The 20,985-nt window shown below is 70.4% G+C and carries 18 protein-coding genes and 1 pseudogene; 6 read left to right on the plus strand and 13 right to left on the minus strand.

What is annotated here, in order from left to right:
- Window positions 1-35: 35 nt before the first annotated feature.
- Window positions 36-659, minus strand: a pseudogene (locus tag ACWDNU_RS17785) (segregation/condensation protein A); the annotation flags it as partial.
- A 50-nt stretch (window positions 660-709) separates the two neighbouring features.
- Complete coding sequence (locus tag ACWDNU_RS17790; RefSeq protein ID WP_370937671.1) at window positions 710-1,330, minus strand: hypothetical protein; 621 nt, start codon at window positions 1,328-1,330, stop codon at window positions 710-712.
- 371 nt (window positions 1,331-1,701) lie between these two features.
- Here ACWDNU_RS17790 and ACWDNU_RS17795 point away from each other — a divergent pair, with 371 nt between their 5' ends.
- On the plus strand, window positions 1,702-4,818 hold the full coding sequence (locus ACWDNU_RS17795) for a BTAD domain-containing putative transcriptional regulator (RefSeq protein WP_449669645.1): 3,117 nt from the start codon (window positions 1,702-1,704) through the stop codon (window positions 4,816-4,818).
- A gap of 18 nt (window positions 4,819-4,836) precedes the next feature.
- Here ACWDNU_RS17795 and ACWDNU_RS17800 read toward each other — a convergent pair whose 3' ends face one another.
- Entirely contained in the window at window positions 4,837-5,250 is a 414-nt protein-coding gene (locus ACWDNU_RS17800) for a hypothetical protein (protein WP_370937669.1), read from the minus strand.
- Between the two features lie 199 nt (window positions 5,251-5,449).
- Between ACWDNU_RS17800 and ACWDNU_RS17805 the strand changes: the two genes are divergently transcribed.
- Window positions 5,450-6,175, plus strand: coding sequence for an alpha/beta fold hydrolase (locus ACWDNU_RS17805; protein ID WP_449669646.1), 726 nt, complete (start codon window positions 5,450-5,452; stop codon window positions 6,173-6,175).
- Window positions 6,176-6,195: 20 nt separating this feature from the next.
- On the opposite strand, the gene ACWDNU_RS17810 is transcribed toward ACWDNU_RS17805, so the two are convergent.
- On the minus strand, window positions 6,196-6,366 hold the full coding sequence (locus ACWDNU_RS17810; RefSeq protein ID WP_370937667.1) for a hypothetical protein: 171 nt from the start codon (window positions 6,364-6,366) through the stop codon (window positions 6,196-6,198).
- Window positions 6,367-6,828: 462 nt separating this feature from the next.
- On the opposite strand from ACWDNU_RS17810, the gene ACWDNU_RS17815 reads away from it, so the two are divergent.
- On the plus strand, window positions 6,829-7,248 hold the full coding sequence (locus ACWDNU_RS17815) for a BP74-related protein (protein ID WP_449669647.1): 420 nt from the start codon (window positions 6,829-6,831) through the stop codon (window positions 7,246-7,248).
- Between the two features lie 134 nt (window positions 7,249-7,382).
- Here ACWDNU_RS17815 and ACWDNU_RS17820 read toward each other — a convergent pair whose 3' ends face one another.
- The 3 genes from ACWDNU_RS17820 to ACWDNU_RS17830 are packed head-to-tail and all read right to left on the minus strand — an operon-like array spanning window position 7,383 to window position 9,370.
- Window positions 7,383-7,790, minus strand: a complete 408-nt coding sequence (locus ACWDNU_RS17820; RefSeq protein ID WP_449669648.1) for a hypothetical protein — start codon at window positions 7,788-7,790, stop codon at window positions 7,383-7,385.
- 32 nt (window positions 7,791-7,822) lie between these two features.
- Window positions 7,823-8,635 (minus strand): hydrolase, encoded by an 813-nt coding sequence (locus ACWDNU_RS17825; RefSeq protein ID WP_449669649.1) that lies wholly within the window; start codon window positions 8,633-8,635, stop codon window positions 7,823-7,825.
- A 33-nt stretch (window positions 8,636-8,668) separates the two neighbouring features.
- Window positions 8,669-9,370 carry a helix-turn-helix domain-containing protein gene (locus ACWDNU_RS17830; RefSeq protein WP_449669650.1) on the minus strand — a complete coding sequence of 234 codons (702 nt, stop codon included), beginning with the start codon at window positions 9,368-9,370 and terminating at the stop codon, window positions 8,669-8,671.
- 161 nt (window positions 9,371-9,531) lie between these two features.
- Between ACWDNU_RS17830 and ACWDNU_RS17835 the strand changes: the two genes are divergently transcribed.
- Window positions 9,532-10,713: a cytochrome P450 gene (locus tag ACWDNU_RS17835; protein ID WP_449669651.1), complete on the plus strand. Its 1,182-nt coding sequence runs from the start codon at window positions 9,532-9,534 to the stop codon at window positions 10,711-10,713.
- A 3-nt stretch (window positions 10,714-10,716) separates the two neighbouring features.
- On the plus strand, window positions 10,717-11,529 hold the full coding sequence (locus tag ACWDNU_RS17840) for an oxidoreductase (RefSeq protein ID WP_449669652.1): 813 nt from the start codon (window positions 10,717-10,719) through the stop codon (window positions 11,527-11,529).
- A 47-nt stretch (window positions 11,530-11,576) separates the two neighbouring features.
- Here ACWDNU_RS17840 and ACWDNU_RS17845 read toward each other — a convergent pair whose 3' ends face one another.
- Window positions 11,577-13,274, minus strand: a complete 1,698-nt coding sequence (locus tag ACWDNU_RS17845) for a CHAP domain-containing protein (RefSeq protein ID WP_449669653.1) — start codon at window positions 13,272-13,274, stop codon at window positions 11,577-11,579.
- A 179-nt stretch (window positions 13,275-13,453) separates the two neighbouring features.
- On the opposite strand from ACWDNU_RS17845, the gene ACWDNU_RS17850 reads away from it, so the two are divergent.
- Complete coding sequence (locus tag ACWDNU_RS17850) at window positions 13,454-16,366, plus strand: AfsR/SARP family transcriptional regulator (RefSeq protein WP_449669654.1); 2,913 nt, start codon at window positions 13,454-13,456, stop codon at window positions 16,364-16,366.
- A gap of 21 nt (window positions 16,367-16,387) precedes the next feature.
- Here the strand turns inward: ACWDNU_RS17850 and ACWDNU_RS17855 are convergent, their stop codons facing one another.
- The 5 genes from ACWDNU_RS17855 to ACWDNU_RS17875 form a co-directional block, all read right to left on the minus strand.
- Window positions 16,388-16,702, minus strand: coding sequence for a winged helix-turn-helix domain-containing protein (locus ACWDNU_RS17855; RefSeq protein ID WP_370937656.1), 315 nt, complete (start codon window positions 16,700-16,702; stop codon window positions 16,388-16,390).
- A 3-nt stretch (window positions 16,703-16,705) separates the two neighbouring features.
- Window positions 16,706-17,176 carry a hypothetical protein gene (locus ACWDNU_RS17860; protein ID WP_449669655.1) on the minus strand — a complete coding sequence of 157 codons (471 nt, stop codon included), beginning with the start codon at window positions 17,174-17,176 and terminating at the stop codon, window positions 16,706-16,708.
- Window positions 17,177-17,328: 152 nt separating this feature from the next.
- Window positions 17,329-18,468 carry an alkaline phosphatase family protein gene (locus ACWDNU_RS17865; RefSeq protein ID WP_449669656.1) on the minus strand — a complete coding sequence of 380 codons (1,140 nt, stop codon included), beginning with the start codon at window positions 18,466-18,468 and terminating at the stop codon, window positions 17,329-17,331.
- 204 nt (window positions 18,469-18,672) lie between these two features.
- Window positions 18,673-19,344 carry a response regulator gene (locus ACWDNU_RS17870; protein ID WP_449669657.1) on the minus strand — a complete coding sequence of 224 codons (672 nt, stop codon included), beginning with the start codon at window positions 19,342-19,344 and terminating at the stop codon, window positions 18,673-18,675.
- Window positions 19,341-20,942: an ATP-binding protein gene (locus ACWDNU_RS17875; RefSeq protein WP_449669658.1), complete on the minus strand. Its 1,602-nt coding sequence runs from the start codon at window positions 20,940-20,942 to the stop codon at window positions 19,341-19,343. The genes ACWDNU_RS17870 and ACWDNU_RS17875 overlap by 4 nt, the downstream gene beginning before the upstream one ends.
- Between the last annotated feature and the right edge of the window lie 43 nt (window positions 20,943-20,985).

The raw sequence follows: 20,985 nt of genomic DNA on the forward strand, positions 1-20,985 counted from the left end.
GAGCGGCTCGGAAGTGAACTCCACCACTACCTCGATCATCCGTAGTCCTCCTCGAACGTCAACGCCGCCGCTTCGGCGTCGGGATCCAGCTCGCCGAGCCAGCTCACGGCCAGCGGGCCGAGCGGATCGGGCTGGTCGAACGCGATGGTCTTGCCCCGGTACAGCTCCAGCAACGCCAGGAACCGGGCGACGATTTCCACCGGGACCGTGCAATCGGCCACCAGTTCGGCGAAGGTCGTCCAGCCGCCGGGCCCCCGTTCCTTGAGCCGGGCCAGGACGAGCTCGGCCTGCTCGGCGACCGAGATGGTGTGCATGTGCAGATGCGCGAGGCCGACCTGCGGGACCGGGCGCGGCCGGAACGCCGCCGCCGCGATCTCGGCGAACGCGCTGATGTCGACGCCGAGGGTCACCTCGGGCAGCAGCCCCTCGAACTGCTCCTCCAGCGCCACCGAGCGCGGATACCGGCGCAACGCGGCCGCTTCCAGCTCGGCGAGCAGTTCGGCCACCTGCTTGAACGCCCGGTACTGGAGCAGGCGGGCGAACAGCAGGTCGCGGGCGTCGAGCAGTTCGAGGTCGTCGGCGTCGGTCATCTCGCCCGAGGGCAGCAGCCGGGCCGCCTTCAGGTCGAGCAGCGTCGCGGAGACGACGAGTAATTCGGTGGCAGTCGCCGCCGTCGCCGACGTGTCGCGGGTCGGCTGTCAGCTCCCGGTCAGACTGGCTGGAAGTCGACCGGGACGTCGTTGTTGTTCTGGTCCTTGGCGCCGCCGGAGGCGCCGTTGACGACGGTGAAGTCCTTGGTCGTCCCGTTGAATTCGAGCCGCAGCGTCTCGAAGCCGACCCGCAGGGTGGACACGCCGCGCAGGTTGGCGGCCGCGACGTGGAACTTGAGGTCGATGTCGACGTCGATCAGCTGCTCGTTGCGGAAGGTTTCCTTCAGCACGCTGCGGCTGCTGTCGTGCTTGAAGCTGAAGACCCACACCTTCCAGCTGTCCGAGGCCGGGAGGTTGTAGACCTGGTAGAGGGCTTTGAAGTTGTAGCTGCGGAGTTTGCCGTGGATTTCTCCTTCGAGGTCGAAGCCCTGGGACTGGACCACGAGTTTCTGGAAGGTGCTGAAGCCGTGGAACGCGGTGATCGGGTCGTCGGCGGGGGCGGCGGCTCTAGCCCCGTTGCCGGCGAGGACGAGGTCGAACGGGCCGTGCGTCACGTCGATCAGGGAGGCGCGGGCCGAGCTGGAGGCGGACGCCGTCGTCACTCCCGTGGTCAGGGCCAGCACGCCGACAGCGATCGCCACCACCGCCCGGGTGCATGCCTTCCAGGCACGATTTTTCATTTCATCCTCTTTCATGTCCGATGTGGGGCACATTTCGGGAATCGGGCATTCGGCGACTCGGGCCGCCGTCGACTACCTCATCAGGGGGCACTGGACGGCGACTGGACGGCGATTGGACAGCGAATCCCGGCCGGAAACGGAGCATCCGCAACGGGATTCGGGAGATCAAGCGAACACGTCGGCGATTCGCGGTGAGTCCACAAAGGACTGGAAACGAACGGGTTTCCGGCGGACGGGCTCGGCGTGCATCCGGCTGTCGGCGGCACTTTAGCCCGGGCGGAGCCATTTTCTTGTGCCCCGGCCGCCGGGCGCATTACTTTTGGCGGGCAGCCGAGAGCGTTTTGGCTCGCAGCCGACAGCTGGGGGCGACGGTGGCAACGAGTGCGGTACGCATCCAAGTGCTGGGTTCCCTGCGGGCTTGGCGCGACGGGACCGAACTCGATCTCGGCCCGCCCGGGCGGCGCGCGGTTCTCGGGCTGCTCGCGCTCGCCGGCGGGGACGCCGTGGCCTTGCGGGATCTCGTGGACGCGTTGTGGGGCGACCGGTCGCCGCCGAGCGCGGTGAACGTCGTCCAGACCCACGTCAAGCATCTGCGGCGATTGCTGGAACCCGGCCGTGCGCCGCGAGCGGGCAGCGGGGTGCTGCCGCATGTCGGCGGGGGCTATGCCGTTCGTCACGACGCGGTCGACGTCGACCTGTGGCGGTTCCGCGAACTCATCGCCGAGGCGAACGACGCGCACCGCGACGCCAACACCGCCCGCGTCGCGGCTTCGCTCGGCGAGGCGCTCCGGCTGTGGCACGGCAGGCCGCTGGCCGACCTGCCGCCGCTCGCCGACCACCCGAAGGTCGTTTCGCTGATCGCCGAGCGCCGGGAAACGTTTTGCCGCTACGCCGGGGCGATGATCGACACCGGTGCCGCCGCGGAGGTCCTGCCCGGCATCGCGGAAGCCGCCGCGGAACAGCCTCTCGACGAAGCCGTGCAGGCCCTCCTGATCCGCGCCCACCACGCGCTCGGGCAGCGGGGCGAGGCGTTCCGGCTCTACGGACAGGTGCGGACGCGGCTCGCCGACGAACTCGGGATCGACCCCGGACCCGAACTGCAGGCGGCGCACGCGGCCGTGCTGCGCGACCCCGCCGCCGCGGCTCCCGCCGAACCCCGCGCGGTGCACCGGGTTCCGAAGCAGCTGCCCGCCGAACCGCGCGGGTTCGCCGGACGGACGACGGAACTGTCCCTTTTGGACAGTCTGGCGACCGGCGGCATCGCCGTGGTCTCCGGAACGGCGGGCGTCGGCAAGACAGCGCTGGCCGTGCATTGGGCACGTCGCGTCCGGGCGCGCTTTCCCGGCGGGCAGCTTTATGCGAACCTGCGCGGCCACGCACCGGGCGTCCCGGCGGCTCCGGCCGAAATCCTCGCGCAATTCCTTGCCGCGCTGGGAATTTCGCCCTCGCGCATCCCTTCCGACGCGGAGACCGCGGCGGCCCTGTACCGAACCCTCACCACCGATCGGCGGATCCTGGTCCTGCTCGACAACGCCGTCAACCCGGATCAAGTCCGGCCGTTGCTGCCCGCCGGACCCGGGTGCCTGACGGTCGTGACCGGGCGAGACCGCCTGACCGGTCTCGTCGCGGTGAACGGCGCGCGCCGGATCACGATCGACGTGCTCAGCCCCGACGAAGCCCTCGAACTGCTCGCGGGCGTGCTGGGCCACGAGCGCGTCCGAGCCGAGTCCGAGGCGGCGGCCGAGTTCGCCAAACTGTGCGTCCATCTCCCGCTCGCGCTGCGGATCGCGGCCGCCAACCTCGCCGACCGGCCCAGCACGGGCATCGAGGACTACGTCGCGGAACTGCGCGAAGGCAACCTCCTCGCCGCCCTCGCGGTGCCGGGCGACGAACAGACCGCGGTGCGGGTGGCTTTCGATCTGTCCCACGCCGCCCTGCCCGCCGCCGCCCAGCGGCTTTTCCGGTTGCTGAGCCTGATTCCCGGCGCGGATTTCGACGCCAGGGCTGTGGCGGCGCTGGCTGGCATCGAGACAGTGCGGGCGGCCGTCCTGCTGGACCGGCTCGCCGCCGCGAACCTGGTCGAACGCGCGCCCGACCGGTACCGCTTCCATGACCTGCTTCGCCGGTACGCCGCCGAACAAGCCGCACAGCTGGAGCCCGCCGAGGACCGCGAACGGACGCTGCGCCGCCTGTACGACTGGTACCTGGCATCAGCGGACGGTGCCGCCCGTCTCCTGTACCCGCACATGCTGCGGCTGCCGGTGTCCGGCGTCCCGACGGTGTTCGCCGGGCTGGGCGAGGCCTCGGCGTGGCTGGACACCGAACGCGCCAACCTGGTCGCCGCCGTGCGGTTCGCGGCCGATGGCGGCCCGCGGCCGATGGCGTGGCGGCTCGCCGACGCGTTGCGCGGGTACTTCTGGATGTGCATGCGCCGCGTCGAATGGCTCGCGGTCGCCGAAGCGGGCCTGGCCGCCGCCGACGCGGACGGCGAACCCCGCGCCCGGGCCGCCGTCCGGCTCAGCCTCGCGGACCTGTACTTCCGCCAGGGCCGGTACCAGCAGGCGGTCCGGCAGTACACGGCGTCGTTGCTGCTCGCGCGGCAGGCGGGCTGGGTCGAGGCGCAGGCCGCGGTGCTCGGCAACCTGGGGTGCGTCTACTGGCAGTCCGGGCGGCTCGCCGCCGCCGCGTACCGGTTCGGCCGCGGGCTGGCGCTCAGCAGGCGGATCGGCCAGGCGGCCGGGGAGGCGGTCGCGTTCGGCAATCTCGGGCTCGTTTATTGGGAAATGGGCCGGCTCGCCGAAGCCGCCGGGCACTACACCCAGGCGCTGCACCGGTACCGCCGCATCGGGTCCCGGTACGGCGAAGCGATCAGCCTCGCCAACCTCGGGCAGACCCAGCAGGCCCGCGGCCGGACCGCCGAGGCGGTGGAACTGCTCTGCCAGTCCCTCGACCTGCAGTGCGAGGCCGGGAACCGGGGCGGCGAAGCGGAAACCCGCAGCCGGCTGGCCCTGGCGCACGGCGATCGCGGCCACCGGGCCATGGCGCTCGAATGCGCCGGCACGGGGCTCGCGCTCGCCCGGGAAGCAGGCGATCCGCGCACGGAGGCGGAGGCGCTGGCGGCTCTGGCGGCCGTGCTCGCCCGCTTCGGCGACCGGCCGGAGGCGATCCGCCGGTACGAACAGGCCCTCGCCCTCATCCGCGAGACCGGCGACCGGTACCCGGAAGCGGACGCCCTCATCGGCCTGACGACGGTCACCGCGGACCCGGAACCCGCCCGGCAGGCTCTCGCGCTCGCCGAGCGGGCCGGCTACCGGGCGCTGGAGGGCCAGGCCTTGACGGCGCTGGCCGGCGCCCTGCTCGCCCGCGACGAGCCCGCGGCCGCCGCCGAACACGCCCGCAACGCGCTCGCCGTGCACCGCGAGACCGGGCAGGGTCCGGGGGAGACCCGGACGCTCGCGCTCCTTTCCCGGCTCCGCCGCGACGAATGACGGCGGTTCCGCGGGACGTCACCAGCGGATGCCGCTCTTGTCCACCGTGTAGGTGCCGTCCGGCTCGACGGTGACGGCCAGCCACGGGTTCACCCCGTCGGCCCCGATCGTGCCCGGACACGAGAACTCGCCCCGGTCGTAGACCGTCCGGCCGATGCCGTCCTTCGCGGGTTCCTGCTCCTGCTCGAGCACGCCCACCCACCGGCAGGCCTGGTTGACGACCTCGTGCGTGATCGCCAGCTGGACCGACGTGATCTTCGCGTCCTGGACACACCACGAAACCCGGTTGAAGTACCTCCACACCCCTTCGTTGGCCAGCTCGATCGGGCCGGTGGTCCAGCACCCGTACCCGTGCGCCGCCGCGCCCGTGACGAACGGGACAGCGGCGACGAAGCCCGCCGCGACGGCCGTGAGTGCGCTGGCTCTGAGCATGACAACCCCCTCGTTTTCCGTGTCCTCCCACTGTGTTGGCTCCGCGCGGGGCCTCGCAAGGCGCCGAGGCGGCGGGTCCAGCGGATGTTCAGCGGGTGTCCAGTCCGCCGAGGGATCGGCGCCCGGGACCGCTCCCCGGAGCCGGTATTAGCTTCTGCCCTTCGCCCCGTTCCGCACATCGGCTCACGGAGGTTCGGTCATGCTCACGTTCGTTCTGGTGCACGGTTCCTGGCACGACGGCTCGGCCTGGAACGCGGTCGTTCCCCGGTTGGAAGAACTCGGGCACGCCGCGCACAGCCCGACTGTCGCCGGGCACGGCAAGGGCGTGGACAAGGCGGTCACTCACGAGGACTGCGTGCGCTCGATCCAGCGGTTCGGCGTGGACCGGGATCTTTCGGACGTCGTGCTGGTCGGCCACAGTTTCGGCGGGTCGGTGATCGCTCGGGTCGCCGAGGAGATCCCGGAACGGTTGCGGCGCCTGGTGTTTTGGAGCGCGTTCGTGCCGAGGCCGGGCACCAGCGTCGAGGACGATCTGCCGCCGCACTACCGCGAGCTGTTCGCGGAGCTGGCCCGCGGGTCGGGCGACAACACGGTGATGTTGCCGTTCCCGATCTGGCGCGAGGCGTTCATCCAGGACGTCGGCCTCGACCGCGCGGCTGCCGCCTACCGCCAGTTGTCTCCGACGCCGTACCGGCCTTTCCTCGACCGGCTCGACCTGTCGAGGTTCTCCCGGCTGGAGATCGCCAAGAGCTTCCTGAACTGCACCGACGACACGGCGCTGCCTCCCGGCGAGTGGGGGTGGCATCCGAAGATGTCCGGACGGCTCGGACTGCACCGGCTGGTGCAATTGCCGGGCAGTCACGAGGTCGTGTTCACCAACCCCCGGCTGCTCGCCGAGAAGATCGTCCACGCCGGACGGGATTGACGCCCGCCCGCGCCGGGTGGTCAGCTCCAGGGCTGGTCGAGGAACAAGTAACCGCGCTGGGCGCCGGTGCGCTGCTCCGGGCGCGCGGTGTCCCGGCTGGCCTTGCGGCCGGCGTCCTTCGAAACCACGACCAGCCCCACCGCGAGCAGAACGATCACGACCCCGCCCAGAATGACGAATGCTTCCAGCATGATTCCCCCTGACGGACAGCTGTGCTTTCTCGTAATCCAGTAGCGGAAACACTACGACGGCGCGGAGCCGGAAGCGGGCGATTTGAGGATTATTTAGGCTCGGTTGAGCGGGATTGAGGGTCTATTGGAATATTCGTCGCAGGCAGTTCGGAACGGATCTCCCGGCACGTCCCGGCCCTCGCCAGCGCGATCGGCCGGACGGTGCTGCACCCGGTAGTGGTCCGGCTGGTCGTCGCCGCTGGTGACACTCTTGCGGCGGACTTCCATCGCCGCTTCGGCAGTTGGCCGCGCTGTCGCAGGATAGTGGCGGAAGCGGAAAGCTCCTGAAACTGCTCGCTCTCGGTATCGGGACGAATATGCATTCACCGTGCACGAAAGCTTGATTCCTCCCCGCCGATCCGACGCTACGGTCGGAAACGGGCGGCAATCGCCCCGAGAAGGACGACAAGGGAGGAACCGCACATGCGTACGCTCACGACGGTTTTGGCGGGCACGGCGGCCGCCGGCGCGCTGCTGCTGGGAAGCGGCCCGGCGACCGCCGCCGCGCAAGACTCTGCCTACATCGCCACGATCCAGGTGTTCTCCAGCGGCGACGTCTACCGGGTCGAACTGCTCAAGCAGGCCGACGCGGACCAGGCGGTCAGACTCATGAACGGCCAGGCCACCCATCCGGGAATTCCCGTCGGGGACATCGTCCGGGGCTCCTCCGGCGTCAACACCGGATACGACTGGCACATCGACCCCGCGACATTCCACTGGGCCGACAGCACTATTGAAGCGTGCGACGGACAGCCGCACGAAGTCAGCAATGCGGGGGAATGGAAAGTGAAGCAGTATTGCCCGTGGACCATTAAAGTCGTTTCGGTGACGCCGGAAAACTGAGCGGGTTCGAGCTGGGGACGGTCGCGCGGCCGTCCCCAGCTCGAACGCACGCCTCGCCGCGGTCAAAGGTCAGCGCACGTGGCGTTCGTGCGAGAGCGGATCCTTTGATGTCGCCGAACTTCCCGGTTTCGGCGTCAAGTCGACCGTGGCCGACCCAGTGCCAGTGGCTTGCGCAGAATCGCCTCGAACCAAGCCGCGCACTCGGCGGCAAGGTGCTCGGGGGAGCCGCTCGCGTCGATGGCGAGCGGTGTCGGCTCGTCCGGGAGTTCGTGCAGGCAGTCGTGCAGCAGGTCGCCTCGCGCGCGCTCGTTCCGGTAGTGCACGCCGTACTGGCCCAGGCTGACGCGGCGGACGGGGTCGCTGAGCGTTACGACGGCGAGCAGGCACGGGTGCTCCTCCTCGTCCCGGATCGCCCAGCTGGCGGCGTAGCCGACGTCCCACTGCGCGGCCGCGTGCTGAAGCGCGGCGAGGAAGGCGTGCTCGTCTTGCCCGAGCGCGTCGGAACAACCGTCGAGCTGGAACCACCGGGTCCACTTCGCCATGGCGGGAACAGTAGTCGGCGAGGCAACGCAGATCAGCCGAGATGGTCGTTCGTGCCGTCGACCCAGGCGATGTAGCGCTGGGCGGAGCGAAGCACGGCGGCCTTCGCGTCAGTCCGCAGAGCGGCCCCGGTCAGGGCGTAGAGCCGGTCGAATTCGTAAGGCTCCAGCCGGTCCGCGAGCCGCTGGACGAGGCCGGCGGACAGGGGGATCTGGTTGGGGTAGCTGCGCATGAACGTCACCCAGCCCGGCGCGGCGACCGGCACGATGGTGTCGCCGACCAGCAGCGCGCCCGCCGCGACGTGGGCGACAGCGGCGCCCGGGAAGTGCCCGCCCGCTTCGACGAGGGTGATTCCGGGCAGGATCCGTTCCGCGCCATGCCATTCGCGGATCACCGGGTCTTCCCGTCGCACCCACTGCCGGTCCGCGGAATGCACCAGTACCGGAACGTTCCCGAGATGGTGGCTCAGGCTCACCTGCGAGCCGTACATGTGCGGATGGCTGGCCGCGATCGCCGCGGCGCCGCCGAGTTCGGCGATCTTGTCGAGCAGCGGCTGGTCGAGGGCGTTGGGCGGGTCCCACAGGAGGTTGCCTTCATCGGTCTGGACGACGTAGGTCCACTGGCCGATGCCGAACTCCGGCTCTCGGTGCAGGCGATGGATGCCCGGTTCCGGTTCTTCGTGGACCAGGTCGTGCGGCTCGGCGGCCAGCTTGTCCATTGTGGTCCAAACCTGCCCGGAGGCGCGGACGTACTGCCGTTCGTCGGCGCAGATCCGGCAGCTCCCGGCGGGCGGCTCCGCGGTGTCGGGATGCTCGACGCCGCAGGTCCCGCAAATCCAGATGGTCATGCGAGCACCCTGGCACCTCCAGTTCGCTGGAGGTCAAGACCGCGCGGCGCGCGAACCCTGCCGCCAGTGCCCGGCGGCGTCGATCATGTCCTGCCGGATGTGCTGAAGCCAGTGGCTTGTCTCGAGGAGCCGCGCGCCGACCAGCGTGTCCCCGCCGAACAGTTCCGCGCCGTGGCGGGTGAAATCGGCCCACTGGGCGATGCCTTCCATGCTGGCGAGCCAGGCCCGCTGCCACACGTCGTCGTCGATGAGATAGCGCTCGCGGCGGCCGTCCCGCTCGCGCCGCAGCAGGCCGCGTTCTTCCAGCCAGGCCACCGCTTTGGAGACCGACGCGGGACTGACGCGCAGCCGGGCGGCGAGTTCGGTCGCGGTGCGGCTGCCGGATTCGGCGGTGAACAGGCAGATGAGCACCCGCGCCATCATCGACGGCATTCCGGTCTGGGCGGCCATCCGCGCGAAGCGCGTCTCGAAGTCGCTCCGGGTCCGCGGATCCGCCGCTGCCCGAACCGGCGGGGCTGGCGGCGCCGCGGGGGTGCGGCGGCGCGCTCGTCGCCGGGCGGCCTGTTCGGCGCGGTCGGCCCGGTAGTCGTGCGCTCCGCCGTTGCGGGCGACCTCGCGGATCACCGTCGACTTCGGCCTGCCCAGCCGTCGGCCGATCTCGGCGTAGCTCAGCCCGTCCGCCAATCCGGCCGCGATGCGCTGTCGTTCCGGGTAGTTCAACCTGCCGCCTGACATCGTCTCCGCCCTCGACCGGATCCGCCACCGGTGCATTCAGCTGCAAGCTAGTGCATCGATAAATCGGCCACTGCCTGCATAGATATGAATTCAACGTTTGCGAGCAAATAAAACATCGCCCTACCGTTTCCCGCAAGAGGTTCACGGGAAGGGAGCTGGCGATGACCAGGACACTGCCGACCGAACGTCCGGCCGGCCTGCCGTTCGACCCGCCGCGGGGGCTGGCCGAACTGCGCGAGAAGAGTCCGCTCAGCCGGTTGGACTACCCGGACGGACACGCCGGATGGCTGGTGACCGGACACGCGCTGGCCCGCGAAGTGCTGGCCGACCGCCGGTTCAGCGCGCGAGCCGAACTGCGGCACCTGCCGATCCCCGGCGCCGCCGCCAGCGATCAACCCGCGCCGCCGGGAATGTTCGGCAGCATGGACGCACCCGAGCACACCCGCTACCGGCGGCTGCTCGCCGGTCAGTTCACCGTCCGCAGGATGCGTCGGCTCACCGAACGGATCCAGGAGATCGCGGACGACTGCCTGAACGCCATGGCCGAACGCGGCAGCCCGGCCGACATCGTCCCGGCACTGGCGCAACCGCTGCCAGCGCAGACGATCTGCGAACTGCTCGGGGTTCCCTACGCCGAACGCGACCGGTTCCAGCAGCACGCGCTCGCGCTTTTCCGGCTGGACAACACGCCGGAGGAGATCGGCGAAGCCTACGGCGCGGTGCTCGGCGTCATCGGCGAATTGGTGGCTGCCAAACGAAAAGCCCCCGCGGACGACATCCTCAGCGATCTCACCGGCAGCGACCTCACTGACACCGAACTGGTCAACATCGGCTTCTCGCTGCTGGCCGCGGGCTTGGACACCACCACGAACATGCTCGCGCTGGGCCTCTTCGCGCTGCTCGAACACCCTGACCAGCTCGCCCTCCTGCGCGACGACCGAGAGCTGGCCGACAACGCGGTCGAAGAACTGCTGCGCTACCTGAGCATTATCCCGTTCACCGTGCGCACCGCGTTGGAAGACCTCGAACTCGGCGGTGAACCGGTGACGGCGGGGGAGTCGGTGACCATCTCGGTGCCCGCGGCCAACCACGACCCCGCGCACTTTCCCGCACCGGAAAAGCTCGACCTGCGCCGCAAAACGAGCGGACATGTCGCCTTCGGCCACGGCATCCACCAATGCCTCGGCCAGCAACTCGCGCGTGTCCAAATGCGGGTCGCCCTGCCCGCCCTGCTGACGAGGTTCCCGTCGCTGCGCCTCGCCGTTCCCTCCGAAGACGTCGCCCTGCGCTCCGACATGCTCATCTACGGCGTCCACCACCTGCCCGTCGCCTGGGAGGCCTGAACCATGTCGAAGGTGTGCTTGCTCACCGGGGCGTCAGCGGGAATCGGCCGCGCCACCGCTCTGGAACTGCCGAAGGCGGGCTACACCGTCTACGGAGCCGCGCGACGAGTGTCCAAAATGGACTACCTCCGCGACGCAGGCGGACATCCGCTCGCCATGGACGCCCGGAGCGAGACCGACCTCGACCGCGTCGTCCGCACGGTCCTGGACGAACAGGGCCGGATCGACGTCTTGATCAACAACGCCGGGACGGTGCTGCACGGAGCCGCCGAAGACGTCCCGCTGGACGCGGCGCGGGATCAGTTCCAGGTCAACGTGTTCGCGCCGGCCAGGCTCGTCCAGCTTGTGCTGCCAGCGATGCGCGCGCAGGGGTCCGGCCGGATCGTGAATGTCTCCTCGATCGGCGGGGAGATCAGCCTCCCGCTCGGTGCCTGGTACTACGCCTCCAAACACGCGCTCGAGGCTTACTCCGACACGCTGCGCATGGAGGTCCGCCCCTTCGGCATCGAGGTAGTGGTGATTCAGCCCGGCATCATCAAAACCGAATTCGAGGACCAGACCGCCGCGCAGCTAAGGGAATACTCCGGTCATGGCCCGTACGCGGGAATGGCCGAGGCGATGGCGAGCAAGTCCGAAACCGGTCTCGCGGACGGCGCCGATCCCGCGGTCGTCGCCGAAACCATCCGGCGGGCCGTGGAAGCTGATCCGCCGGACACCCGGTATGCCGTCGGCCTGCACGCCGAGGAACTGCTGAAGCTCAACCGGACCCTGCCCGACCGGGATTTCGACGAACTGGTCACCCGCCCGATCCAGTAGGAACGCCTCGTGTCCTGCGGGGCGCGCCCGCAGGACACGAGGACGGGTCAGCCGACGCCGAGCGCCCAGGGGTCGCCCTTCGCGGAGATCGACGAACCCCGGCCGGTCGCCAGCCACAAGCTGTTGTTGGCGTCCCGGCCCTTCCAAGCCACCTCGAAGCCACCGTTGGACAGCGTGACGATCGACGGGCTGGCGTTCGCGGCTACCCCCAACGCCCACGGATCGCCGTAGGAGGAGAAGTAGGTCCCGGCCCCGGTACCGAGCCACAAGCTGTTGTTGGCATCGCGGCCTTGCCAGGCGACTTCCCAGCCGCCGTTGGAAAGCGGTGCCAGCGAAGGACTGGTGCCTGCGGCGACCCCCAACGCCCACGGGTCGCCCTTGGCGGTGATGGACGAGCCCCGGCCGGAGGCCAGCCACAGGCTGTTGTTGGCGTCCCGGCCCTGCCACGCCACTTCAAATCCGCCGTCGGGCAGCGTGACGATCGAGGGGCTGCTGTTGGCGGCAACGCCCAACGCCCAGGGATCGCCGTAGGAAGACAGAGCGACGCCGGACCCGGTGCCGAGCCAGAGGCTGTTGTTGGCATCGCGGCCCTGCCAAGCGACTTCCCAGCCGCCGTTGGACAACGGCGCCAGCGAAGGACTCGTACCCGGTGCGACGCCGAGAGACCACGGAGCGCCCTTGGCGGTGATGGACGCACCTTGCCCGGTCGCCAGCCAGAGACTGTTGTTGGCGTCGCGGCCCTGCCAGGCGACCGCCCACTGGTTGTTCGGGAGCGGGACGATCGAGGGGCTGGTGTTCGGGGCTACGCCGAGCGCCCACGGGTTGCCCTTGGCGGTGATGGAATTGCCCTTGCCGGTGGCGATCCACAGGCTGCTCCCGGCATCGCGGCCTTGCCACGCGGTGACCCAGCTGCCGTCCGGGAACGTGGCGATCGAGGGTTTGGTGTTCGCGGCGACGCCGAGCGCCCACGGGTCGCCGTACGACGCCAGAGAGGTGCCGGAACCGGTGCCGACCCAGAGGCTGTTGTTGGCGTCGCGGCCACGCCAAGCGGTGGCGAAGCCGCCGTTGGTGTCGGCCGCGATCCCGGAGCCGCCCTGCGGCAGCGTGCTCGGAGGCGGCGGGGGAGGCGTGGACGTGCCGCTGCTGACGTAGCCGAGCACCCACATCTCGTAACTCTTGCCGGGGAACAGCTTGTCGTGCGGATTCCAGGGGCCGCCGTTGCCCTCGTCGGCCTGGACCTTGCTGCTGGACCAGAAAGCGCTGCCGCTTCCGCTGCCGCCCTCGTCGCCGCCGACGTCGGACAGCAGCCCGTTGCTGTAGTCGGTGACGATAGCGATGTGGGAACCGTCGGTCGGGTACCGGTCGTCGCCGAAGATGACCGCGTCACCGGGCTGCGGGACGTATCCACTGCCGAGCGAGTGATAGGCGGAGACGTTCATCCAGCTGGGGACCGAGGCGGGCGCGCTGGCCGGAACGGGCACCCCGGCCTGCTGCCACACCCAGGAAACGAAGTCGCCGCACCAGAATTCGCCGCCGCCCGTGCAGCTGTTGTCGAAGCCGGTGCCGCCGGCGCTGTTCGTGCTGCAGTACCCCTTGCCGAGGTTCGCGTTGGCGATGCTCACGATCTGGCCGCCGGTCGCGGCCGAAGCGGGCGTGCTGACAGTGACCAGCGCGGCCCCGCCGAGAACCGCCCCGATCAGCCCGGCCAGGAGCCGGGATCTGAGGCGGTGATGCGTGGAAAACATGACTATTCCCCCAAAACCGTCGGTTGTCCTCAGGCGCGCTGGTGCGACTGGACGCCGGGCACCGCCCGCCTGCCGGTCTCCGGTGCCGGCGAGCGGGACGCTATGGACACGCTCCCGCCGGTCGTCCTAGATTTGTCCTAGCGCGAGAGCTGCCGGGGCGGCGCTGTTCTGGGGGGAACATGCGATTCGGCGTTTTGGGGCCGCTGCACGCCCGGATCGCCGGGCGCGAGGTCCGCTTCGACGGGCCGCGGCAGGCCAAGATGCTGGCCGCGCTTCTGCTCGACGCCAACAACCTCGTCGCCATGGGCAGGCTCGTCACGGTGATGTGGGACGGGAAAGAACCCGCCACCGCGGTGCGCCAGGTCCAGGACGCAGTGTCCGGGCTGCGCCGCAATCTCGCCGGGTGCGGAGCGCCCGCCTCGTTGATCAGCACGCGCCGCGGCGGCTACCTGATCCGCCTCGCGCCGGATCAGCTCGACTTGCTGGAGTTCGACCGCGAGCGGCACCTCGCCGAACGGAGTACGGACCCGGCCGAGACCGCTGCCGCGCTGCGGCGCGCGCTGGCCTGCTGGCGCGGCAACGCTTTGGCCGACATCTCCAGCCGGGTTCTGGAGGCCGAAGCGGCACGGCTGAACGACCAGCGCGTGGCCGTGCACGCACGCTGCCTGGGCATCGAACTGGATCTGGGACGGCATCGCGAGGTCGTCGAGGAATTGCGGGTCCTGGCCCGCGAGCATCCCTACGACGAGCAGATCGCCGAACACTTGATGGTCGCCCTTTACCGGTGCCGTCGGCAGGGCGAGGCACTGCAGGCCTACGAACGGCTGCGCCGGACCCTGACCGGCGAGCTCGGCGTAGACCCGACCCCGCCGGTCCAGGCGCTGCGCCAGCGCATCCTGACCGCCGATCCCGCACTGGAGGTCCCGGCGACCGGATCCTCCGCCGTACCAACGGAAACCCCCGAACCGGTCATGGCGCTGCCGGTGCGCCAACTGCCGCTGGACGTCCCGGACTTCGTCGGCCGGGCCGACACGCTCGCCGAAATCGCCCGGCTGCTCGACGCGCCGGAGCCGGACCGCGTCCCGGTGGCGGTTATCGCGGGCGGTCCCGGGGTCGGCAAATCCTGTCTGGCGACCCACGCCGCGCGATTGGCGAGCGCCGCTTTCCCGGATGGCCAGCTCTACCTCGACCTCGCCGCGACCTCGGACGAGCCGCAGGACCCGGCCCTGATGCTGGCCGAGGCGTTGCGTGCGCTCTCGATCACCGGCAGCGGAATCCCGGACGGGCTGTCGGCTCGGGCCGCGCTGTACCGGTCGTTGCTGGCCGGGCGCCGGATGCTGGTGGTGCTCGACGACGCGGGCCACGCCGATCAAGTGCTGCCGTTGCTGCCCGGGGCGGGTGGCTGCGCGGTCGTGATTACGAGCCGCACCTTGTTGACAGATCTGCCCGGTGCCCGCCGTTTCGACCTGGACATGCTGAGCCCGCCGGAAGCGCGGGAACTGTTCACCGGCATCGTTGGGCAGCGGCGGGTCGAGCAGGAACCCGAGGAGGCCGACGCGATCCTCGGCTGCTGCGGCAACCTTCCGCTGGCGATCCGGATCGCGGGCGCCAAGCTCGCCGGCCGCCCGGCCTGGACGCTGCGGGTGCTGCGGGAACGGCTCGAGGACGAATCCCGGCGGCTGGCCGAGCTGAAGATCGGGGACCTGAGCGTGCGCGCCAGCGTCGGGCTGAGCCTGCGGCTGCTGCCCGCCGACGCGGTGCGCGCGCTGAGCCTGCTGGGCTTGCTCGGCGCCTGCACCTTGCCCGGCTGGGTGCTCGGCCCGCTGCTGGACCGCCCGGACGCGGACGAGGTGCTCGACCTCCTCGTGGACGCCAACCTGGTGCGGCTGACCGCCACCGACGCCGTCGGCCAGCCGCGGTACCGCCTGCACGACCTGATCCGGACCTGCGCCGTCGAGGTCGCCGCCGGGCTGCCCGAGGAGGAGAAGCGGGACGCGATCGCCCGGGTGCTGGCGTCCTGGCTGGATCTCGCCGGGCGCGCCGCCGCCCGGCTGCCCGCCGGGATTCTGGTCCCGGTGCCCGCTTCCGCGCCGCGCCGTCCGTTGACCGGCGCGGTTGCGGACCGGCTTCTGGCCGACCCGGCCGGCTGGTTCGACGCGGAACGCGACACCCTGCTCGCCGCGGTGAAACTGGCCGCGGACTGGCGAATGGCCGAGCCGGCCTGGGAACTGGCGGCCGCCGCCGTCACCTACTACGACCACCGGTGCCGGTATCAGGACTGGGAGCACGGGCACCGGCTGGCGCTGGACGCGGTGGTGGCCGTGGGCGATGTCCGGGGCGAATCGGTACTGCTGCGCGGGTTGGCGCAGTTGCACATCTACCGCGACGAGTTCGACGCGGCGACCCGGGCGCTGGAATCCTCGGCCAGGCTGTGCCAGGGACGAGGGGACAAGCGCGGCGAGGCGTTGTCGATGACGATGCTGGGCACCGTCAGCCGGGTCCAGGGCCGCTACGCCGAAGCCCTCGACCGGGTCGAGCAGGCGCACGCCATCGTGGTCGCCGAGGGCGATCCGCATCTCGAAGCGCAGCTGTCGTGTTCCATCGGCGTGCTGCGGCTCGTGCGGGGCGACCTCGACGAGGCGCAGTTCTGGTTCGACGCCGCGCTGCGCCAGGCCAGGGCGCTCGGCGACGGGCATCGGGTGGCTGTCGTGCTGCGCCGGTGCAGTCGTCTGCACGACCAGCGCGGTGATCCGGAGGAGGCGCTGCGCTGTCTGTGGCAGGCGCTTTCGGCCTTCGAGGATCTGGCCGACGAACGGTGCGCCGCGTACACGTTGCTGGAAGTCGGCCGTGTCTATGCGGGCCAGCGTGATCGGGACCGGGCGGGGCCGGTGCTGGAGCGCGCCGCGGAGGTGTTCCACCGGCATGGCGACCGGCAGGATGAAGCCGCGTGCTGGCAGCTGATCGGCGATCTCGACGCCGCGGCCGGCGTCCCTGATCTGGCGCAGCAACACCACGAGAAAGCGCGGCGGCTGTGGCAGACGATCGGCGGCGCTGACCAGGCGAACGGTCCGGTGCCGCCGTCCTCGCCGTGACCCGGTCCGCGCGGCGCCGAGTCAGTCGCGCGGTTGCTTGGCGCCGTCCGAACGTGCTTGCACGGCAATGGTTTGGAGGGCGGCGAGGTGTCCGGCGAGGGTGTCGCGGCCGCTGTCGGTCAGGTTGAGCCACGTCCGCGGCCGCTTGCCGACGTAGCCCTTGCGGACGTCGACGTACTCGTTCTTCGACAGCGTGGAGACCTGTTTGGACAGTGCGGAGTCGGACAGCTTCACCGCGTCGCGCACGAACCCGAACTCCGCCCATTCGGCGGCGGAGAGCAGCGCGACGATGGCCAGTCTCGTCGGGTCCAACAGGAGCTGGTCGAGCTCGGCCACCGTTCAGTCCTTGTCTCGCCGGCGAAGCAGCCACAGCTGGAACCTGGGGCCGAGGAAGATGATATAGAGCCCGGCCAGCGCGCCGTAGACGATCGTGCCGTGCGGGATGTGCAGCAAGGGGACGGCGACGGCCGCGACGATCGCCAGCCCGAGGACAGGCGCGACGCGCAAGACGGCGGGCGGCAAGGCCCGGCTCGACACCGAGACCGGCTGGCCGAGCAGGCTGCCGCCGGTCCTGGTGCGCAGGAGCACGACCAGGATCAGCGCGACGGCCAGCACGACGAAGGTCAGCCAGGGTCGCGTCCAGGGGAGCAGATCGATGGCCACGGTGTAGCCGAACACGACCAGACCGGCGACGACCGGAATCCACCGAGCGCCCAGCGCGGACGCGAGCATCCGCTCCCGGCTCTCGCGGGCCGTGCGCAGCGCCGCCGCCGCTTCTTCGGGCGTCGGCTCGTTCGTTGGTTCGCTCACTGCTGCCACTCCTCCGCGGCGCACTCTCTCAGGCAAGTACTTGCCTGAGGAGAAAGTACCTCGCGTTTTCCCCATAGGCAAGTACTTGCCTGAGAGCTGACGGCAGTGCTGTCCGACGCCATGCGGCCCGGGTGTGCCGGGCCGGTCAGTCCTCAGTGGACGGTCAACGGCACATCATTCGGCGGCGGCAGCGTGCCCCCGCCGCGCAGCAGGATCGGCCCGACCGGAGCGGGTTTGGCGACCGGAGGCGGGGGCACCGGAGTCGGGGTCGGAGTGGGTTTCGGCGGCGTGGGCTGGGTGATCGCGGTGCCATGCGCCGGGGGCGGCGGGTTCAGTTTCGCGCCGGGGGAGAGGTCGACAAGATCGGCGAGCCCGTGGTCGCCGTCGACGCGGGGGACGCCCAGCTTCGGCAGCTTCAGCAGGTCGATGACGGTCTTCGGGATGCTCGGATGCCAGGACCAGCGGTGGTCGATGCCGGGTTTGACCCGGCCGCCGAACATCAGCAGCGGCACGCGCGGGCCGTAGGCGAGCTGCACGCCGTCCGGGGTGATCTCGACGTTCGGCGTGGCCACGTGGTCGTCGAAGCCGCCCCAGTCGTCCCAGGTCAGGAGGAAGACCGTCGAGTCCCACAGTCCGGCCTTCACGATCGCGTCGACGACCTGCCACACGGTGTCCTCGCCCTTGCTGACGTCCGCGGGCGGGTGCTCGTCATACGGCGAGTCGTGCCAGACCATCGACAGCGCGGGCAGCGCACCGGACTGGGCGTCGGCGATGATCTGGGCCGAACGCACGATGTTGGGCGACCCCTTGAGCTGCTGGTAGAACTCGACCGGATACCCGCTGGCGCCGGTGTAGGCCTTCCAGCTCACGCCGTGGTCGGCGGCGAGCCCGGGCAGGGACGGCATGTCCCACACCGGGTCGGCCTGGCTGCGCGGCGGGTTGCGCAGCGTGGGCGTCTGGCCGCCGACGATGAGCAGGTGGTTCGGCGTCGAATTGGTGCCGTAGCCCGCGCAGTGGTTCTCGACGAACGCGCCGCTCGCCGCGAGCCAGGCGTAGAACGGCAGGTCGGCGACGGTGTCGAACTGGACGTGCGCGCCGGTGCTCTTCTTCGTGAGCCAGCGGTAGTAGGCCTTGCGGTCGTGCGGCTGGTCGGACTTCGGCGGGTTGGGGGAGACCGGCCAGCCGGTCGCGACGTTCGCGCCGAACGCGGCCATCGAGCGGAAATAGTTGTCGGTGGTGTGGTTTTCCTGGACCAGGACGACGACGTGGTCGATCGGGCCGGTGGCGGCCATGGCGATCCCTTCGGTGCTCCGGCGGGCGGGCGGCCGGACGCTCCGGTCGCGCCGGTTCCGCTGAATGATCGCCCGCCGCCGGCGCCCCGGCCACCGGGAAACCCCGATGGGAGCAACCGGATTCCCTTGTCCTGCCCGGGATATCGCCGATTGCGCGGAAGGGTCTGTTCGCCGGGTTCGCGCCGGGAGTCCGGGCCGCCCGGATCAGCGCTCGGCGGCGACCGCGTACCGGTGCGTCGGGCGGCCCGCGCTCCCGTACTCCAGTTCGAGGCTGAGGAAACCGCGGCGGTGCAATTCGCTCAGATGGCGTTGCGCCGTGGGACGGCTGATGCCCAGCGTGCTCGCGAGCGCTTCGGCGCCGAGCGGCTGCCCGGCCCGGCGGAGCGTGTCGAGCACCTTGCGCATGGTCGGCGGAAGCGGGTCCGTGCGTGGCGCGGGGCCGCGGAGAGCGGAATACAGACTGTCCACTGTGGCCTGATCGACGTCGCCGCTCCCGGAGGCGCGTTCGCACCAGCTCCGGTACGCCGTCAACTGTTCGCGCAGCTGCTCGAAACCGAACGGCTTGACCAGGTAGTAGGCGGCGCCGAGCTGGATCGCGGAACGGACCGTGCCGAGGTCGCGGGAAGCGGTGATGACGATGCATCCGGGCGGGGCGCCTCCCGAGCGCAGATCGCGCAGCAGGGAGAGGCCGTCTTCGTCGGGCAGGTAGACGTCGAGCAGCAGCAGGTCGGGCTGGAGTTCCTCGACACGGGCGCGGGCTTCCGCCGCGGTGTGGGCCTGGCCGACGGAGGCGAAGCCGGGCACGCGGTCGATGCTGGCGGCATGGATCGCGGCGACGCGGTAGTCGTCGTCGATGACGAGAGTCCGGATGGTCATGCGTACTCCGCCGGCGCGAGCGCGGCGCGGGAACGGGAATTCGGGAGCAGCACGTCGAATCGCGCCCCGGCCGAACCGTCCACCGTGATCGACCCGCCGGACCGGCGCACCAGCCGGTAGACGAGGGCGAGACCGAGGCCGCGCCGCATGCCGGGGCGAGGAGTTTTCGTGGAGTAGCCGTCAATGAAGATCTCGTGCAGCGTTTCCTCGGGGATGCCGGGCCCGGTGTCGGAGACGACCACGCGGACGTCCGGGCCGAGGGTGTCGACGAGAACGCGCACCCGGCGTTCTCCCGGCTGTCCGGCAACGGCGTCGACGGCGTTGTCGATGAGATTGCCGAGAACGGTGACGAGCGCGCCGGGGTCGGCGGTGCTGAGGTCGAGCCCGGAACCGGGATCGACCTCGAGGCGCACGTCGCGTTCGGCGGCGATGGCGACCTTGGCCGAAAGCAGCGCGGCGAGTTCGGGCGGGGAGAACCGGGCGCGCAGATCGGTCGCCTGCGCGGCGGGGCCGTGCGCGATTTCGGTGAGGTAGCGGCCGGCTTCCTCCGCTTCGCCGAGGCCCAGGAGTCCCGACAGGACATGCAGCCGGTTGGCGAATTCGTGTTCCTGTGCGCGCAGAGCGGTCGTCAGACCGGTGACGGCGTGGAGTTCGCGCACCAGGCCTTCCATTTCGGTGCGGTCGCGCAAGGTGATCACCGAACCGGCGTCCTGTCCGGAAAGGACGACCGGCATTTTGTTGACCACCAACAGGAATTCGTCGGTGAGCACGACCTCGTCGTCGGCGGCGGGCGCGGTGAGCAGGTCGCGGAGGCGGCCGGGCGGGACGAGTTCGCTCAGATCGCGGCCGCGGGCGGCGGAGGGAATGGCGAGCAGGCGGCGGGCTTCGTCGTTGATCACCTCGACGCAGCCGTGCCGGTCGAGGCCCACCATGCCCTCGCGGATGCCGTGCAGCATCGCTTCGCGTTCCTGGAGCAGGGAAGCGATCTCGGAGACTTCCAGGCCGAAGGTCGCGCGCTTGATCCGGTGGGAAAGCAGCAGGGACGCCGCCATCCCGATGGCCAGCGCCAACCCGGAGTAGAGGAGCACCCAGGGAATGTCGCTCACCAGCTCGCTCGTGACCTGTTCTTCGAGGATTCCCACCGAAACCTGGCCCACGATCCCGCTGCCGGGGCCGGAGATCGGTGCCTTGCCGTTGGCGGAGCGGCCGAGGCTGCCGTTGTCGATGCCGAGGTGGCCTTGTCCATCGAGGGCCGCCACCGGTTCCTCGATGCGCTCGCCGACGAGCGCGGTGTTGGGATGGGAGTAGCGCAGCCCGGACCTGTCGGTGACGACGACGTATGACGCGCCTGTGGCCCGGCGGACCTGCTCGGCGGCGGCCTGGATGGCGTGGCCGGGGTCGCGCCGCACGAGGGCGTCGCGGACGGACGGCATCTGCGCGACGGTTTTCGCGATCCCGAGCGCGCGCTGGCCGTATTGGGTGTCGAGGGTCTGTCCGGCGAGCTTCACGTAGAGCAGAGCGCCAGCCGAAACGGTGGCGAGCAGGATCCCGAGCACGGCGACGAGGATCTGCGAGGCGAGAGGACGTGACCGCCACATGACCGCTCCGCTCTGCCACTTGTCGTAGGGGCGTCCCGCATGA

This window comes from Amycolatopsis sp. NPDC003676, assembly GCF_053587275.1.

Bases quoted from the DNA above. Each gene is read 5' to 3' on its own strand.
- ACWDNU_RS17800 (WP_370937669.1), bottom strand. From the start codon at position 5,250: ATGCTCAGAGCCAGCGCACTCACGGCCGTCGCGGCGGGCTTCGTCGCC.
- ACWDNU_RS17865 (WP_449669656.1), bottom strand. From the start codon at position 18,468: ATGGCCGCCACCGGCCCGATCGACCACGTCGTCGTCCTGGTCCAGGAA.
- ACWDNU_RS17850 (WP_449669654.1), top strand. From the start codon at position 13,454: ATGCGATTCGGCGTTTTGGGGCCGCTGCACGCCCGGATCGCCGGGCGC.
- ACWDNU_RS17835 (WP_449669651.1), top strand. From the start codon at position 9,532: ATGACCAGGACACTGCCGACCGAACGTCCGGCCGGCCTGCCGTTCGAC.
- ACWDNU_RS17830 (WP_449669650.1), bottom strand. From the start codon at position 9,370: ATGTCAGGCGGCAGGTTGAACTACCCGGAACGACAGCGCATCGCGGCC.
- ACWDNU_RS17845 (WP_449669653.1), bottom strand. From the start codon at position 13,274: ATGTTTTCCACGCATCACCGCCTCAGATCCCGGCTCCTGGCCGGGCTG.
- ACWDNU_RS17810 (WP_370937667.1), bottom strand. From the start codon at position 6,366: ATGCTGGAAGCATTCGTCATTCTGGGCGGGGTCGTGATCGTTCTGCTC.
- ACWDNU_RS17820 (WP_449669648.1), bottom strand. From the start codon at position 7,790: ATGGCGAAGTGGACCCGGTGGTTCCAGCTCGACGGTTGTTCCGACGCG.
- ACWDNU_RS17805 (WP_449669646.1), top strand. From the start codon at position 5,450: ATGCTCACGTTCGTTCTGGTGCACGGTTCCTGGCACGACGGCTCGGCC.
- ACWDNU_RS17840 (WP_449669652.1), top strand. From the start codon at position 10,717: ATGTCGAAGGTGTGCTTGCTCACCGGGGCGTCAGCGGGAATCGGCCGC.
- ACWDNU_RS17815 (WP_449669647.1), top strand. From the start codon at position 6,829: ATGCGTACGCTCACGACGGTTTTGGCGGGCACGGCGGCCGCCGGCGCG.
- ACWDNU_RS17875 (WP_449669658.1), bottom strand. From the start codon at position 20,942: ATGTGGCGGTCACGTCCTCTCGCCTCGCAGATCCTCGTCGCCGTGCTC.
- ACWDNU_RS17790 (WP_370937671.1), bottom strand. From the start codon at position 1,330: ATGAAAAATCGTGCCTGGAAGGCATGCACCCGGGCGGTGGTGGCGATC.
- ACWDNU_RS17870 (WP_449669657.1), bottom strand. From the start codon at position 19,344: ATGACCATCCGGACTCTCGTCATCGACGACGACTACCGCGTCGCCGCG.
- ACWDNU_RS17825 (WP_449669649.1), bottom strand. From the start codon at position 8,635: ATGACCATCTGGATTTGCGGGACCTGCGGCGTCGAGCATCCCGACACC.